This window comes from Membranihabitans marinus (assembly GCF_019802045.1).
Lineage (GTDB): Bacteria > Bacteroidota > Bacteroidia > Chitinophagales > Saprospiraceae > Membranihabitans > Membranihabitans marinus_A.
In genome coordinates this window covers 80,913-99,036 of record NZ_JAHVHU010000015.1, presented here as the reverse complement: position 1 = coordinate 99,036, position 18,124 = coordinate 80,913, and the positions used below count along the sequence as shown (strand labels likewise).

Here is an 18,124-nt window from a genome sequence, read left to right as displayed (position 1 = left end):
GTAAAGTATGGGGTATTCTGCGAGCAAATGGCCAAATGATCACTTCGGTGCAAGTCATGGGTTCCGCCTCGGTCCCGCTCATGATTCTTTCAAAACTCGATATAATTTTTTTGGATCTTGCCGATTGTCCCAGAATGCGATGATTATTATTTCTTCGTCAGTTGTCTTATAGAAAATGCTGAAATTGCCAAGCGATGCAACTCTTGTATCTTTAAATTCCGCTGACTTATAAATGAAAGGCGTTTCCGCAATTTGTTTAGTTCGCTACGATTTTAATCAGCTTTTTCGAATACATATTCGATTTGTTCCGTTTGACCCAATATTCAAGTATTCCAACATATTGAATATCCGCTGTTCGTGTCCATCTTACAGTCCGTTTAACCATTCGAGATTTCGTGTGTCCATAGCTTCTTGGGAAATTAATCTTCCATTCTTAATGTCCGCTTCGCTCATTTCGAGCATTTCTTTTTGTTCAGCGGTCAGTTCCACAATCTCGCTATCTACGGAGCTTGCAGAAATCAGATTATCAAGCGCCACTAAAAAATCTTTGTTTTTAATGGTCAGAATTTTGTCAATCAGGCCACTGCGTATTTTATCTACTGTTGTCATAATTATTCAATTTTATTTCACAATTTCGGAAATCTTTGCGAGGTTTCATAATGTTGCAAAAACCTCATAATATGAAATATAAAAAGATAACAGGAAAGGATCAGTAAAATCGATATAGTGAAATTCATGAACAACTAACGATCAAAGATTATGATGCCAATCGGGAAGAGATCGAATTAATTGAGATAATAATTGATGAATACGAGTCTCGTGAGATCGATTACAAAAAAGATTTAAATCCGGTGGAGCTGTTGGATTATATATTGACCGAGGACAATATTTCACAGGCACAAATAGCAAGGGAATTAAAGGTCTCCCGCCAATTGATATCAGATATTCTTATATTCAAACGATTTCTCACTGCTCCACCCCCACATCCGCATCACCCGCCATCTTCCAGCTTTTTCCACCATCCGGCGACATCAACAAGCTCCGCTGATTCTGTTGCCGATCATTCCGGTAAAACCAATAGGTGGACCAATATAAATAAGATAAAAACAGCCGGTCCTCCCGATCGATGGTCAATCGGTGCCGATAGAGACTGTAATGCGAAAAAGGAGCGACCACCAAAAGCTGCGGTTCAGACCAGGGTTCTCCGGGCTTCTTTGACATATAGGCTAAGGAAGCAAAGTAATTATCTGGAAAATATTCCGTATTATATTGCCACAAACGAAATACGACGTGTAGCGTATTGTCCAGGCCGGTCACCAGACCTATATAGGTCTGCGTGGACCGGGATCCATCTGTCTCCATGATAGGCTCTGCCTTCGTCCAACCACGCTGCGTAGTTTCCGGCTCCAAAGACCGTGAATATTGAAATGGTCTGCCATGGGTCCCCGTCAGGATATGCAGATAACCTTCACTGTCCATGGTTATGCCTGGTATGTTATGCGCATCATTGGGCGGCGCACCGAAGCCAACCAGGACGGGCTCTTCCAATCGCTTTTCGGTCTTATGGTATGTCGTGGCAAACACGGGAACTCCAGGTATTTCTTCCTGGCTTGCTTCCGGGTCTGATGCTTCTCCCCAGCACAGAAAGATTTTATCACCACTGGATACTACAGAAGAAGGAATACCAGAATGTGATGATACACCCAGGCATTCCTCAGAAATGAATACCGGCTCTTCCCATTCTATTCCTCGGTCGGTTTTTTTCGGAATCAGCAACTCCATGTCCCCATACCTGCGCCAAAAATGTTCTTTATCGGATTTTTTGCGGGTGTATCTCGTGATGGGCGGCGGCCCTGACGGCGTATTGTGGCCCGTAAATTGCTCCATGTCAAAAGACGATCCCGAGGAATTACCCGGTATGGCATACGATGTAAAATTCTTTCCTCCATCTGTAGAGTGCAATAAAAAGGCCTGTCCCTTTTCTTTGGCTAAGGTGTAAACATCACCGTCTTTATCGAATGCCATGATCGATCCCGCTGCCGATTTTGTTTTCACATCGGTCCATTGACCACGGTGTATGGATGAGACGCCGTCTTCATTCCGAACAAAGGGTGCGTTGTTCGTATTGAAATACATCTGATTATCCAGGGGGTAATCGGGCAAGTAACCAAATTGTTCGTGTTCATGCGTATAGGGTTGGAGAACCAACGGCATTTCAATGGAAGATGCCACCGGGGAGTCTCCCGCATTGGCATACAGTGTCGAATAGGTAGAGTACTCCTCATGAGAGGCCCGGAGGTGCACGATACGATCGATGCCATCAGTTATCCAGGTGAGTCGGACTTCTTTTTCTTCATTCGGTTCGATGGTTACTTCATCGTCGGAAAGCGCAACGGTCCATGGTTTATCAGGAAATTCGAGACTCAAATCCACTTTTTTGGCTTCCTCTCCATTGTTGTAGACTTTAAATGCCATTGACTGTTGCTCTCCAGGCTGTCCATACATCTGGCGATTGTGCGGTGTAACCAGCCATCGATGTTTTTCAAACGAGAACCAACTGTCAATATGCGGTGTCCAAAGCGCTCCATGTGAATTCTCAAAAAACCAGGTTCCTTCATCATCGTTCCATTCCGTTACCCCCTCGATCTCCACTGTGGCCTGCGCTTTTGGGAAATGGAGTTTCCACGGAACAGCTTCCCGTTCCCCGGGCCCGACGGTATAGGCAGCGGTATCGTTTTGGACAATCAACAAAGCAACGGTTCGATCCTTCGCATCTCTTAATTCCACAGATTTTACATTTTCGTCCAGATGGGTGAGGCGAATATCAAAAGCATCGGTCTTTGGCAAAAAGCACACATCCGATGCCACGCCCGATTCATTCAGTACGATCGGCTCTTTGTGCCTGGCATCCTTGTGACCGCGGGAGGTTTCTATGATGTATTTTTCACAATTGGTTCGGAACCGCCATCTTATTCTTTCTCCATACCGATCATAAGCTGCGGTGATCATTAAGGCATAGACCCCTGGACGTGCCACATTTGCATTCAACTGCAAAAGCTGCCCGGGATCAGTATCGACCCCGGCAGCTAATTCACTCTTCGGAATCCATTTATCATAAAGCACCTCCCGGTCCGGACTGGTCAGGATGACTCGCATTGCAGTCGGATTTTTGGATGGAAACAAGTCCTCTTTTTCAATTTCGATATTCAACGGCCCTTCTTCTGCATAAAAGAAAACACCCCCACAGCCACCGATCCGTGGCGTCCATTCACTCAACTCCACATTCTTTTTCACACCATTCTTGCTCTGAACACAAGAACTGACCAGAAGACCCAATGATAGTACACTCATTACAGTGACCAGACTCAGGCTTGAGTACCATAAATTTTTCATATCCTTCATCTTTTCCAACTCTCAAATTAATATCTATACGGTTCGTTTCAATATCCACTGCTGTTTAGCTACCTCTACTACCAATTCAACGGGATTCATGCCTGCGATTAATTGTTCAGGCGCAGTGAGCAATTCAACTTCGGGGCTTTTGGGCCCCTTAAATGGAACAAGAACGGACACAAAAACAAAAGGTCCCCCGCCTTTATATACAGCAGAAACCGAAGTACGTCTTTCTCTTTCGCCATAAGACCAGGCATGCCATCCCTCTTCTTCTACGAGCGGTATCGGCTTTTTACCGACTACCTGGACCAGGAGATTAACATCATCAAATTCTGTCCAGATCCGTCCGACTTGCTCATTCGTTTTCACCGTGCCCGGTGCCATTGGAAAATGATTGGCACCAACAATTGTGGAATATCGGAGTATCCGCTCACTATATACTAAATTACTGCAGTAGCTACATCAGGCAAACAAAGGGTTAATTCACTAGTGTGCGAAATCTTAAGTAGTGTATAACATATATGAGTTCGTGCACTAATCCTGCATTAGTTGACTTTAATCCTTTTAATACTCAAGGTCATTTCTTTACTGCCCGAATCCGTCGAATTAATAAAGATAAACGCTTTGTACGAATTATCCGCAGTCTCCACCCATAAGCCCGCCTCTTCTCTCATGTTTATGGCATAATCGGCCGCTTCTTCAAAGTCGATTTCCAGGAGATCCCGGTCATCTACATATTCGCCGTACTGCAAGCGCGCCAGGTGCCGGTCCCGGATATTCCATGCTTTCACCATTCTGGTATGGTTATTTACCCCCGCAGGAACCAGTACATCAGGGAGGTATTTTGAGTCAGCAGATGGTGACACTAAGGCATGGCCAAAAGAAATGTCATCCAGCGAACGATAAAGATAAATCAAATCAATTTTATCGGGATTGGCTTGTGCTTCTTCAAAAGTATACACTTGCATATCGGAAATGGAAATATAGGCCGTTCCACTGTCCTGAGCGATGAGGTCCAACTCAAAATCCATTTCAGCAATATCGTAAGGTCCCATGACCTGCGAAATAGTTTCATTGTTACTTGAAGTCGCAGAGAAGGTGAAAGTAACTGATTTTCCGCGCGCTTCTTCAGGGATGGTATAATAATATCGCAAGGTAGCAGCAGAAGTATCCCGGTTAAAATTAACCACCGTGGTATTTCCATTGGTCCTGGAAGAGTCTCCCACCTCAATGCCAATGTCTTGACCGGAACCATCAGTGTGGTACGACTTATTACTTAAAAAAGTACCGTCTGCCCCCTCAATAGAAGCTTCTACCGTTGCCGATGTCAGTTTGCCTTCTTCTGGTTTGATGGCCATCGCATAGGCGAATTCCATATTCAGTCCCACCACATTGGGACCTAATGAATGCTTTATGCAATCATTCTGGAGGCCGGAGGGCACTTGAGGTATGGCATATTCTTCTTCCTCACAAGACATGATCATAAATGCCATGCAGAGAATCAAGATACTATTAAAATAGATCGATTTCATATTATTTAGATTTTAGATGTTATTCGACTGTGACATACACAGTATATTCCTTCCGGACTTTTCGGTTTCCAGAAACCACCGTCCACCTTCTCGGATTATCAAGATCAGAAAAATCAACTTTACCTTCAATTTTTGGCTCCAGCTTCGCATCTGTAATTAAGCTGAACTGTGGATATAAATTTTTAAGATCTGTGCCAAAAAAAACCTCCACTTCAATTGTTTGAGCCACGGTATCAATTTCTGCTCCCTTCGTGCGGACCGTTCTAAAGTCACTCCCCAGCAGTTCAAAATTACTGACATAACATTCTGATCGATCAGTGATCAACAATCCATCCTCGTCAATAGGGTATTTATGACAGCTCACCAACAAAGCCAATGTCAAACAAAAGAATGCTAATTGGTTTATATTCCTTTTCATATTATTTGTTTTTATGTTATTCAAAAACCTTATTTCCATGGCTCATTCTGTGTTAGGTTTGGATTCCGTTCTCTTTCACTCTCTGGAATTCGATAGATATAACATCTTTCGTACGTTCTTTCCGAGGCATTGAAAAAATAGCGTTCTCTTTTCGCTCCATGAGTATCGACAAACCATCTACCATCGCCATAAGGAGGGCTAAAAACCCGTTCAATGGCGCGCCATCGACGAATATCAAAAGCGCGGTGTCCTTCCGCCAATAATTCAACAATACGTTCTTGTTCGATGGCTTTGAAAAATGAGTCCTTATCCGCGGTTTTATCCGCTTTGAGCGGGGGCAGATTACCACGATGGCGAACTTTATTAACCAATTCAATCGCATCGGTTTGCGGTCCATTAATTTCATTCGTTGCTTCGGCGTACATCAGATATACATCCGCTAACCGCATCACCGGCCAATTATAGTCTCCGGAACTACGATTTTGTCCTGGATAGTTCCGGACGAACTTCCGGAAGTCATACCCGGAGCGGTTCGTACTTCCATCATTGAAGGTGGTGTATTTTTCACCATCGATGGTGATCTCTTGAGACCAGGTTTTGTAGATAAACGGCACAAAACCTGTTTCTTTTAGTGAAGCCAGCCCCATTATCTTCTCATAATCCCAAAGTATACTGGATTTCATGCGGTAATCCCGGTTTCTGTAGCTTTCCGGATTAAGTGCTGAGTTGGGTGCTGTCCGTGCATTTGGCTCCGAAGGATTCATAGGAATCAAAGGTTCCATAAACTCGCCTGTGATGGTAGATTGGTACCGATCCGCAATTTCATACCGCGGATTCACTTGATTTTGAGAACCTTCGACTGACCGCCCCGTAAACACTCGCATGTATTCATCACTTTGTCCCGTTCCCGTCCCACCATGAGTGAACACCATTATCATTTCACCGTCCTCATTGGCATTTCCGGTGGACGGAATAAACATATAGTAATAATTGGGCAATACTTCTGCCTCTCCCATTTCACCCCATTCCCCGGGTTCTCCGCCCCGGAATAGCTGTAATCCATAATCTTCAATAACCTTTTTAAAATCTTTCGCGGCAGCGGCGTATGCTTCGTTTGCTTCGGTTGCACTGGGTGTAAAAGTGGTTAATTCCGGCCATCCGAAATTATTCCAGGATGCCCAATAAAGCTGAACCTTCCCTCGAAAAGCGAGCGCTGCTGGTTGTGCAGCTCTACCAACCTGCGATGCCTTTTCAGGCAGGGTCTCATACGCATAGGTAAAGTCCGCGAGTATCGAATCCTTTACCTGCGCTATCGGTAGACGTGATAAGGACTCTACCTCGGAATTGTCGTTAATAATCTTTCCAAAGTACGGCACGTCGCCCCATAGCGCAATAAGCCGAAAATAAAGCATCCCACGCAATAGTTTTGCTTCTCCGATGAGCGCCTCCAACTGGGACACTTTCTCCTCATTCTCCGCTTGAGGCAGCATTATTTTTTCAATATTTTCAATCACGTAGTTTGTATGATTGATCGCCCCATAACAGGCCTGATATAACGCATTAGCTCCACCTCCATAATTACTTGGGTTATTCACACTGATCCGGATCGGTGCAGCTCCGGTATTATAAACTTTCACAAATTCACCATGACCTGAAAAATGATAGTCCCGGTCAAAAATAGGGCGTACTTCAGAATATGCCCCCATCAGTGCAGTCGTGGCATCCTCTTCCGTTTGCCAAAAAGCTGCAGCACCCAATTCAGTCGTAGGCTCCTGGTCCAATAGTCCTTTGGTACATGAATTAAAGAACAAGCCCAGCACCCCTATTGTAAAAATCGATATTATTGTCCGCTTCATAAATTCTATATTTTAAATTCCTATGTTTAATCCCATCAAGAAAATCTTATTGAGAGGATATACGTCATTGGCATATGTTCTTTTCTCAGGATCTAACCCTCTGTAACCGGTTACTGTAAATAAATTCTCCACCGAGCCATAAATTCTCATATTTGAAAATCCAAACCGACTTAGAAACGGCTTTGGAAGGGAATAGCCGACCTGCACATTTTTCATACGCAAATAGGACAGATCATCCAACCAAAACGTGGTCTCTACTCTGTTCCCACTTCCAGACAATCTGGGCCAGGGACCGTCTCGATTCTCAACGGTCCAGGGGTTATTCCAATGATCCCAGGTCGAGGCATAATGGGTTGATTTGATATTTACATTGTTGTAATTGTTGAGCCAATAGTCCTTCCGGCCAGCTGAACCCTGTACTAGAAAAGTAACATCAAACCCTTTCCAGGCTGCCTGAGCATTCATAGCAAAATTGGTCGTAGGGCGATCGCGTTGGGCATTCGGATCTGCTTTACGGTCATTACCGTCAATGCGACCGTCGCCATTGAGGTCTTTACGTAAAATATCACCCGGCTTAGCCCCCTGTGGTGTAGCGTTATAGACATCTTCCCACGTTTGGGCGATACCATCATCCTCATAGGTATAGAGGAAGTGATACGGCATATCTAGAAAAACCCATCCGCGTCCCAGGAATTCATTCCACTCTTCCAGTGCGGTTGTATTATAAGAGGCATTCACCCCAATTGAATAATTGAAATCACCCTTGAAATCTCGCCAGGTCAGGTCAGCTTCAACCCCCCGGTTTCGCAAATCACCAATATTACGTCGAGGCGCCTGATAGGCACCAGACAGAAGAATGGAAAGATCCGAAGGTCTGTTCATTCCAGTGGTTAGACGATCATAATAATTGAATTCAAAGGCCAATTTGTTCTCCAGGAACTCTAAATCCACCCCAATATTCATGACTTTAGTTTCTTCCCAGGAAAGATTCCTATTCACAATCTTTTTATTCACAAACCCTTTAACGATACTTCCGTCCACGTAATAATTACTGGCATTCAATGTTTCTCTTTGCTCGTACCGTCCGACGCCACTATTGTTCCCAAGACTTCCATAGGAGACACGAAGTTTACCATCGGACAACTTAATTTTATCCGCGATGGGCTTTATGAAGGATTCTTGTGTAAACCGCCATCCAATGGCTGCTGAGGGGAAAAAACCAAATTGATAATCATCCAAAAACTTTGATGATCCGTCATACCGGAAGTTCGCTTCCAACAAATATTTTTCAAAAGCCACGTAATTGAATCGACCAATGTACGAGCTTAATCCTTCTGCGCTTGAATTTCCTGATGTAGACTGAATATCCTTCAAAGCTGCATTGATTTCGTGAAGTGAGGGATGCAGTCTGTCATTTCGACTCGCATTCAGGCCCCGGCTGTGCCAGTATTCCTGGCTATATGCAGCCATGGCACTGATTTCATGATTCTCTGCGAAAGTTTTGTCATAATTGATCCGCCCAGACATTTGTGTTTTATACCCTGTGGAGGTATAATTTCCCACACCTGCATTTTCACCTACATAGATTCGAGGACCAAATGCATTGGCCTGAAAGTTATATGCCTGGTTTGGTGTGTCGGCTCTCCATCTAAATTGGTTGCTGTAATTCAGTGCATAATCCAATCGAACTTTCAATCCCTTGAGCGGCGACCAATCCCAGTAGGCGATACCATTCGCTTCCTGACGATCCTGGTGATTCAACCGGTTTGTATAATCGGTATAGGGATTGTAAGCCTGGGTATTCTCATTGTAAGCCATCACACCGCCAAAATATCCCGTCTCCGGATCATAGGGCAAAATCCCAGCGACTGCCGCATATAAATCAAGACTGCCGGAGGAATTGGCTGTAAACCCTTCCGAGTATAGATATTTATATTTTGACCAATTACCCGAAAATCGGACGCCGACATTCATGTTTGACCGAATCTTTGCATCGTAATTAAACCGGGCATTATATCGTGAATAATCATTGTTAATCTGGAGGCCTTTTTCATCCATGACACCGACAGATATATAAAAATTGGACCGGTCATTCCCCCCGGTTGCAGCTACATTGTAATTTTGAACTTCCCCTTTGCGCAGTATGATGTCCCACCAGTCTGTATTGGGATACCGTTTGGGATCGATCATGCCCAAAGCCATCCATTGGTCAATAGTCCCATTTCGATATATATAGTTGGAAGGTAAAGTGTTCACTGCAGCCGCTCTTTGATGAAGCGTTAAGGCTCTTGGATAATCAGCCATAAATTCGTAGGCTTTTGTCGGATTTTCCATTCCATAAGATACCGATGCCGTAATTTTTGTTTCTGTCGATCCTTTTCCGGATTTCGTCGTAATCAATATAACGCCATTTGCTGCTCGAGACCCATAAATCGAAGCGGAAGAGGCATCTTTGAGTACCGAAATATTTTCTATGTCATTGATATTGACTCTGTTAATATCTACATCAGGAACCCCATCCACCACAATAAGTGGTCTGGAGTTGTTCACCGTTCCCAATCCCCGAATGAGTAGTTCTGCCTGGTTGTTACCAGCCATGCCAGAGTTCTGATTCACCGCTAACCCCGGTATAAGTCCCTGCAACATACTTGATGCATTGGGCAGCGCCCGACTCGTAATAGCATCATCGACATTCAGCGTAGATACGGCACCTGTCAGATTTACTTTCTTCTGAGTCCCATAGCCCACGACCACCACCTCGTCCAGCATCTGAGCATCAGATACCATCTGAACATCTATTGTAGTCCGTCCATCTACGGACACCTCTTGCCGTTGATACCCGATGTAAGTAAATATCAATACAGCGTCCTCTTCCACACCATCCAAAGAGAAATAGCCGTCAAAATCGGTCGATGTACCCAAGTCCGTTCCTTCCACCTGAATATTGACCCCGATCAAAGGTTCTCCATCCACATCCGTCACCGTACCAGCAACCGAAATAACCGGGATATCAATCGTCGTATTAGCTGCATTTCGCAATTCATATCCATCGACATTCCATGAGTCCTCAAATCGCACAGAATTCGCACCACCAAGTGAATTAGTGGGCAACCCCATTACGAGGCAGGCCATACAAATAATGTACAAACAGTGTTGTTTTATCATCATCATTAGAATTTTTTATGATCTATCGTATGACCTTTCTGCACACAACTCACATGATCAGGTCTATCCAACAAAAATTGTCGTTAACGTACACAATATATGTTATAGTAATTTAACGACCAAATAAATTCTACTGATAAACATTAGCACAGCAGAAATGAAATCTTATTTCTATTATTATTTATGATAATAAAAGGTTACAGGTAAGGTTATCACATCTAAAGGAGATGCCGTAGGAAAGCGCATCCCAAGGAATCTGACTTAAAACTTACCACGCATTTTTTCATCAGGATACTGATATTTTCCAAAAAAATTAATTTATTACAAGATTATATACAAAATTGTAAAACGAATCTTCCTAATCAGCTCAAAAACCTGTGGATATTGCTCCCCTCTGCGAAGTCCAGTTCATACAATATTTCGTAACAAATTCGTGTAATTTGAAATGCCAATTATGGCCATCAAGGTCGCTCAGCGGACTCCCTGCCATCGTACTAAAATAAAAAACAGCTAAAGAGGATGATGAAAAACCATACTACTTCCACTCGAACACTGATAGCACAGCCGCATGATCGGAGGGGAACATCACCGGGTGATAATCGATCACCTTGGATTCGATCGGCCGAACCGGCCCCCGGTAATAAATATAATCAATCCGATCGCGCAACAATTCATACCTGTGCGTAGATTTTGCAGCGATAGGGGTCCATGTGAATCCCGGATCACGCAACTCGTCGATATGCAGCTCCCGATAGCTGTCCTTGAACCCGGCATCAAGGACGGCTTTACTGACCGGCCACTCCACCACATAATCGTAGTGGATATCCCGCGTGTATGCTGTCCAATCCAAATGGGAGCCACTATTGAAATCACCGACAAAAAACACCGGTGTATTTTCGCCAAATTGCATAGCTTCAATTTCTTTCAGTATTTGTTGCACCTCCGCATGACGGGTCTCCCCCTCGGCCTCGATCAACTCTTCGGCACTGAACTTACCCGCTTTGATTTCCATGGGCGTCCGGGGCAGATAATGCAACCATGTATCCAACACAGCAATTTCTCGATCCTTCCCTACATCTAGGACAGCCCCGCCAAAATTAAAAGGACGAAATGCCTGAATGGTCGATTTTATTGGAAATCGGCTCATAATACTGAGGTTGCGGCTGATGAGGTAATAATAATACCCCAGGGAATCGGCGATAATTTCACCTGAACCATAGGTCTCGATCAGTCCTACTACATCCGGTCTGGCCTCCTTGATGGTTTCTATAACCCGATTCACCCCCACGTGCTGACCAAACCGTCGTCCGCCGTGCCATATGTTCCAGGTCATCACCCGCAACGGACCTTCCAGCACAGAGTCATCCTGGATAGACCGATATTTTCTATATTCCTCTTCAACCTGTACCGAACTCCATTTTTTATTTTCGATGCGAACCTCATCGATGTATCCGTTAAAAGCCGTCCATTGGCCGGAAGAACCCCATTTCCAATACGAATCACTGCCTCCGACAGCGGTGCGAAACGAACTTTCCAGACTCCCCAAGGTCCCCAATTGGTAAATGCCGACATTTTTTCCATCGAAATAAAACCAGACTTCGCCTTTCGTGCGATCCAGGCTAAATGCCAAATGATGCCATTCTCCATCATTGATTGCCTGGCGCTCCGTCGGTTCATACTGAACCGTCTTACGACCATCATTCAGCTGCAAACCCCACGACCCGTTGGAACGAGAATAAACCATCCAACCTTTTCCATCTCTATCCTCACCACAGACATTTCCCATAATGGGAGTTCCCATGGCGGCGTGCTTTTTGGTTCGAATCCAGATCTGGCCTGATAAATCAGCCAGGGAATCTGCGGTGAATTCATATGAAGAATCCAATAGCACAGGCCGACGTAATACCGCATCCGCTGACAAATCCAACGCCCGCCCATCAATACCCACCGCCCATTGTGGACGAAGCTGTTCCATCACATAGGTTACGCTATCCGGAACGAGATAATCAAATAAATCATCATCCTCAAACCCAGTATGAAAAGTGGTATACTGACCATATCCTGCAGTAACCGACACTAAAAAGAACACCACTATGGATGAAATTTGATTGACTAAAACTGGTGTTTTCTGCACTGCACTCATATCATCCTTTCTCATTATTCTAATTTAAATTTTGATAACTTTTCGGGATTCAGGATTAAAAAGCTTTTGGCATCCCGGTTTGAAACATACAACAACCCATCCTTGTAATTCAACCCATAGGCTTTCTGAAGCAATCGCGAAGAGTTGATCCGGGCAATGGAAATACCCCCTTTGATGTCCAGCTCAGCAACGGTATCGTTCACAGAATTAATCATATAAACCGTGTTACCCACTAAGACAAACCGGTTGGGTCCATTCAACTTGTCCGATTGAAACCATGCGATTTCTTTTAATGCTCTTGGGTTGGAAATGTCAAATTGCATATAAGCATTGGATCCATAGCTGATGGCATGCAACACGTCTTCGGCAATCTCGAAGTCACAAATGCAACTGTACTTCGGTGTGTCTTCGATGTTTTGAACCAACACCGGATTTTTCTTATCGGAAATATCAATTACTTTTAGCGCATTGGATCCCACACACCCTCCTACATAAGCTATGTCTCCATGAATTTTTACGGCAAAGGCACCATTTCCCATCTGCAACTTACTTATGATCTCCGGTTTCTCTGGATTGCGTGCATCAGCAATGTACAGCGCACCCTCTCCATCGTGTGTGAAATAGAGATAACCATCCTCATAGACGACCTTCCGTAGCCTTTTTTGATATTTATTCACACCCCCCACCCGGAAGCTGTATATTTTTTTGAGATTGTGTGGATCGTTGGCGTCTATTACCAGACACATTTGGTTGATCATCGATGTTACATACAGATAACGACCATGCTGTGCCACGCCCATGGCTTCCTGGAGGTCTTCGTCTCGAAAACTTTCTACGATCTTCGGTTTCTCCGGATTGGAGATGTCTACCACAGCCAGGTTATGTCCCACCCTGGAAGGGATATAGGCATAGTCCCCATCGATTATAATATCCTCCGGTTCATTCAATTCAAAGTAATCAGTCACCTGACCAACAATGGCCTTTTGAAAAGCTTCTTCAGCTATGATCTCCCGGTCCCGGTCCGGATTGGCACGATCGTACAATTCCGGCCTCGAAAATGCTGATCGTGCAACAAATCCTTTGTTGGTTCCTCCGATGACAATGACCGAGTCCGGCTGATCTAACCGGATGACATGATCCAGCCAATCACCTTCCGCCTGCGTGGGTATAGGACCAATATTCTCCCAATTTTCACCTTCATCATATGTGATGTAATTATTCTTTTCACCCGTATACGTCGAATAAATGGCGGTGTGATAACCCAAATACACAAAATCGTCTGCCGCTTCATCAAACTTTGCCACTTCCCTGGTTTTGTCCGGGTAATCCTGACTGGCCTTGTAAATACTACCCCCTTCCGACGCCTGTAAAATAACGGTCCGTCCCATAAATTCTGTGGCGTATAGGGGCAGCGTATCCATTTTGTCCCAGTACTGCCAGGTCTGACCATCATCCATGCTTTTGTAAACCGTACCGGCCCATCCATTGACGATGATTCCGTTGCCTACAACGTTAAACCGGTAAATATTTTGGTCTGAAATCGGACCTATTTGTTCAAAATTCACCCCATCGTCGGTACTTCGATACACTGATGAACCATAGGTGGCCAATACCGTTCCCAATGGAGTTACAGCGATGCTGTACGAATAGGCCCATCTTTCAGGTACCTGACCAAGCTGAGCCGTTTTCTCCCAGGTCAACCCATTGTCACTCGATCGCCAAAACTGTGCGCTCGTCGTGATTAGGTACGCATAGTCGCCCGGGCCGTTCATCAAGCATAAGATTCCATTGTCACGAAAAGCATCTTTCTGACGAGTGACCGTTGCCAGATTTTCCCAGGTGAGCCCATAATCCGTGCTTCGGAAAATCACACCGGGATTGGGCGCCCTCGACCCCACGACCACGACTCCATCACCCAAATCAGCAATTGCATCAAAGCGTCCGCCTTCTAACAGCTCTTCCACCTGCCAATCGACTTGAGCATAGGAGGGGGTACAAGTCAATACTACTAAACACAACAGGACAACCTGTAAATAATTCCTTCTCATTTATAACATTTATTTTGATTTAAACACAGTATGATCGGGATTACCACCCGACTGAAGATAAGCGATCAAACTACGCAATTCATCAGCATTCAGCGGATTAATCAAGCCCGGCGGCATCTGAGAAACCGGTACGGGTTCGATCGACTCCACTTCGTTCGAGAGAATTATATGAGGCGACTGTTCTGGGGTTCTACTGTACACTTTGACCACGTCACCTTCTTTGACCACCAGCCCTTCAAGTACCCGGCCACTCGTCAAAGTAACCCGGCTAGCCCCGTATAAATCAGATATTGTTTGGCTTGGATGAATGATGTCCTCCAAAATTTTCCGGGTGGAAAACCGATTTCCTACAGAACCGAGATCCGGCCCAATATTTCCACCTATCCCGTCAAATCGATGACAGGAAGCACAACCTACGGCAAAATAGGCATTTCGCCCCAATTCAAAATCCTTAGTTTGATCAGGTGCATCAAGCACCTCCAGTGCATTTTCCACCGTCCATTCTTTTCCGGGCCCTGTCACAGGGAGAACCTCAAAAGGAGGGCCTTTTGCTATAGGTGCTGATATAATCTCTTTCAAAGCAAGACGAACCGAATCAGAAACACCTTGTAACGCGTTGGCCCGCATCCTTCCCAAAAAACCCCAATAGCTTTGTCCTCCCATCGCATCTGCGGCTTTATTAATCTCATTAAAATAGGTTTTATACTGACCTATAGACCATCCCTTTTTTAGATTCCGCAACATAAACAAATATTCCAGTTTATTAATCGGTGGGGGGCGATCGAGCATCTGTTGTATGGTCCCACCGTAGTTGCTATTGCGTTTTATAATATTACCCCAATCCGGTGGTTCTGGTTTTTTACTATTCTGAATCAATTCCAAAGCTGGTTCAATCACCCGGCCATCTTCCAGATAGACCAACAATCGCACTATTTCCACATTGACCCGTTCATCTTTATCCGGCAGTGCCCGCATCAATGAATTGGCCAAATACAGACAATTTTTCTGATCTGGCACACCAAGACGCATAAAGGTCAGCGCCAAAGCCCGGAGGTAGCCCAGCTTTTCCATAGTCTCCATAGCAGAAAAATCCAGCCCCATCAGCATCCCCAGGGCGTCATCCTTATAGGAAGGATCATTCGCCCTGGCCAGCGCAACCGTGCTGGTAATAACCGCCTGAGGTCGTAGTTCGGTCCTTGCCCGGTCGATCCAGTGAGCAACGGGTTGAAATTCAATGGCGATCCGAGCGGCATTCCGAATAAAGCGATCTTCGGAAGCCAGATGTGGCCATGCAGCAGCTACTGCATCAGGATCCTCTGTTCCGTGGTACGCCTCCAATCGATGTCGAAGGGCCCGACTTAATTGGGCATCGGAATCTTCCACGTACGATGCCGGTGCTGTCGATTCTGATCCCGTGTAGGTGACACGATATAATTTTGTCTCATTACTCCACCCACCCGTTATAAAATATAGTGCCCCATCTTTGCCAATCAGCGCATCGACGACTGCCAGCGGCTGACCGGACAGAAATTCTTCCGCCGTTGCGGAATAACTAGCACCATTTGGCTCCAAATGAAAGGCATAGATAATTCCATAAGTCCAGTCCAATCCAAACAACGCTTTCTGATATTTTTCAGGAAAACGGGCTCCAGTGCCAAACAGCACTCCGGTCGGCGAAGCTGGTCCTACATCCAATACGGAAGGATGACTATCTTCATAAAACGCCTTCCATTTACCGCTACCACTTCGCCAACCGTAATCACTTCCACTGACCACATGCAGGACCCGCGTTGGGCGATACCAGGGCATGCCCAGATCCCATTCCATATCTGAATCAAATGTAAACAGCTCCCCATTGGGATGGATGGCTAGATCGTATTGGTTTCTGTAGCCGACACTAACCATATTCCAGTTTTCTGCATTTTCATCCGCTGTGGCCACATAGCCACCGGGCGCCATCATACCTGCCGCATGACCCTGTGCATCCCACTGGCGGGGAAGCAATATATCTTCAGCCCAATTCGAAACCTGACTGTTATAATTCACGGGGGGCGGGGTATGATTCCCGTTGACGACATACATCCCACTCCCATCAGACATCGGCACCAAAGCGTGGTTCCCATGTTCACTCGGAACTTGAGGCCCCTCCAAGAATATCACTTCATCGAGCATGCCATCGCCTTCAGTATCTGACATTCGATACAACCCTTCCCCTCTCATATTGGCGTACAAACTCCCTTTGAACCACGTCAAGCCCTGCGCTCCTGATATGGAATGATTCATTTTTTGAACTTTAACACGTGAATTTCCTTCTTCGTTTTCAACGATATCAATCCAAAACATCCCTTTATCATATTGATCAGAAGCCACGAACCGCCCCTGATCATTCTGAGCCAACCGCACCCAGGTGCCTTGTGTATCCAGAGGCACCTCATACAAAAGTTCCACTTCAAACCCAGGAAGGGTTTTTAAGTTTTCAGGAAACACTTCCGGAGAGCTGTGGTCTATCTTTTTCTCCGGTTCTTTCACGGTATCCACCGGATTACAGGCACCAAAGAACATAGCACCGAATAATACCGCTATGGACAGCGATGAAAATTTGGAAAACACGAAACCTTTGTAGTGTAATTTTTTTCTATCCATTACAGGTCTGGTTATCCAGAAGTTTAGATGCGCTAATATCCCCATCACTCCTGGTTCAAATATTAAAGTTCTTATCTTAGTTATAATTGCCCGCAGATCAACGCAGATAGAAACAAGCCTGCGGCTTGTTTCGAAATAAAATCTGCGAAAATCTGCGAGATCAGCGGGCAATATAGTAATACGTATGTAGTGATTCGTGTACTACTATGAAATATTTGTAAACACCGCATCTTTAAACTCGACTTTCATCGGTGGTCCCTGATGCAACTGAAATCCAAACAGCCCTTTTCTGTACCGGCTATTCGCACGATCTTCCACCATCGAAACAATCTGTCCATTTATTTTCTGTACAATAAGAGCATCTTTTACAATCAATTCATACGCATTCCATGTTCCGGGTTGAATAAGCTTTTCCATCAAACTTTTGGTTGTTGAAATCGAATAGGTCTGTACGCTGTCTGCTTCTGATATCCGTGCAAATTCGCCATGATTGGCTAATATTTTCCGATGACGACCTAAAAAATTTTCATACACAATGCCCGTATATTTGTGCTGGCCATCAATATCGGCCTGATAACCCAATAATTCATCGTACCCTTCCGGACCCCGTTCGCACCGATAGTATATACCACTATTTCCGTGTTCTGAGATACGGAATGAAAGGCGCAATGTGAAGTTCTCGACTTCCTGGTTCCAGATGAGAAAAGTACTCTGGTCAATAGGATTTTCTTCCGTCGTTTCGCCAATAAGAATGTTCCCTTCCCACCGCCAATGATCTCGAGATCCCTCCCATTGATTTTGGTGCTCTTTTTTCAATATAAATTGACCTTCTGATTGGGAGTTATGATGATCAGGTGAATTGCATGCGCCGAAGAGAAGCACAGATACCACAGATACGATTAAGCAAGTTCTCATTTTACACTTTC

The 18,124-nt window shown here is 44.9% G+C and carries 11 protein-coding genes; all 11 read right to left on the bottom strand.

Annotated elements, in window-relative coordinates; all coding sequences use genetic code 11:
- Positions 1-366: 366 nt before the first annotated feature.
- The gene (locus KUV50_RS15410; protein WP_222581075.1) at positions 367-609 is read right to left on the bottom strand and encodes a hypothetical protein; all 243 of its coding nucleotides are present in this window, start codon (positions 607-609) and stop codon (positions 367-369) included.
- Positions 610-966: 357 nt separating this feature from the next.
- Positions 967-3,393 (bottom strand): BNR-4 repeat-containing protein, encoded by a 2,427-nt coding sequence (locus tag KUV50_RS15405; RefSeq protein ID WP_222581074.1) that lies wholly within the window; start codon positions 3,391-3,393, stop codon positions 967-969.
- 33 nt (positions 3,394-3,426) lie between these two features.
- On the bottom strand, positions 3,427-3,777 hold the full coding sequence (locus KUV50_RS15400) for a hypothetical protein (RefSeq protein ID WP_222581073.1): 351 nt from the start codon (positions 3,775-3,777) through the stop codon (positions 3,427-3,429).
- Positions 3,778-3,938: 161 nt separating this feature from the next.
- A complete protein-coding gene (locus tag KUV50_RS15395; protein WP_222581072.1) occupies positions 3,939-4,925 on the bottom strand; it encodes a DUF4466 family protein in 987 nt (328 codons plus the stop codon).
- 19 nt (positions 4,926-4,944) lie between these two features.
- Positions 4,945-5,343, bottom strand: coding sequence for a hypothetical protein (locus KUV50_RS15390; RefSeq protein ID WP_222581071.1), 399 nt, complete (start codon positions 5,341-5,343; stop codon positions 4,945-4,947).
- A 29-nt stretch (positions 5,344-5,372) separates the two neighbouring features.
- Positions 5,373-7,199 (bottom strand): RagB/SusD family nutrient uptake outer membrane protein, encoded by a 1,827-nt coding sequence (locus KUV50_RS15385; RefSeq protein WP_222581070.1) that lies wholly within the window; start codon positions 7,197-7,199, stop codon positions 5,373-5,375.
- Positions 7,200-7,211: 12 nt separating this feature from the next.
- The gene (locus tag KUV50_RS15380; protein ID WP_222581069.1) at positions 7,212-10,346 is read right to left on the bottom strand and encodes a SusC/RagA family TonB-linked outer membrane protein; all 3,135 of its coding nucleotides are present in this window, start codon (positions 10,344-10,346) and stop codon (positions 7,212-7,214) included.
- 553 nt (positions 10,347-10,899) lie between these two features.
- Positions 10,900-12,522 carry an endonuclease/exonuclease/phosphatase family protein gene (locus KUV50_RS15375; protein ID WP_222581068.1) on the bottom strand — a complete coding sequence of 541 codons (1,623 nt, stop codon included), beginning with the start codon at positions 12,520-12,522 and terminating at the stop codon, positions 10,900-10,902.
- Complete coding sequence (locus KUV50_RS15370) at positions 12,522-14,555, bottom strand: hypothetical protein (protein ID WP_222581067.1); 2,034 nt, start codon at positions 14,553-14,555, stop codon at positions 12,522-12,524. The genes KUV50_RS15375 and KUV50_RS15370 overlap by 1 nt, the downstream gene beginning before the upstream one ends.
- Positions 14,556-14,564: 9 nt before the next feature.
- On the bottom strand, positions 14,565-17,198 hold the full coding sequence (locus KUV50_RS15365; RefSeq protein ID WP_222581066.1) for a c-type cytochrome: 2,634 nt from the start codon (positions 17,196-17,198) through the stop codon (positions 14,565-14,567).
- A 204-nt stretch (positions 17,199-17,402) separates the two neighbouring features.
- Positions 17,403-18,113 carry a DUF1080 domain-containing protein gene (locus KUV50_RS15360; protein ID WP_222581065.1) on the bottom strand — a complete coding sequence of 237 codons (711 nt, stop codon included), beginning with the start codon at positions 18,111-18,113 and terminating at the stop codon, positions 17,403-17,405.
- Between the last annotated feature and the right edge of the window lie 11 nt (positions 18,114-18,124).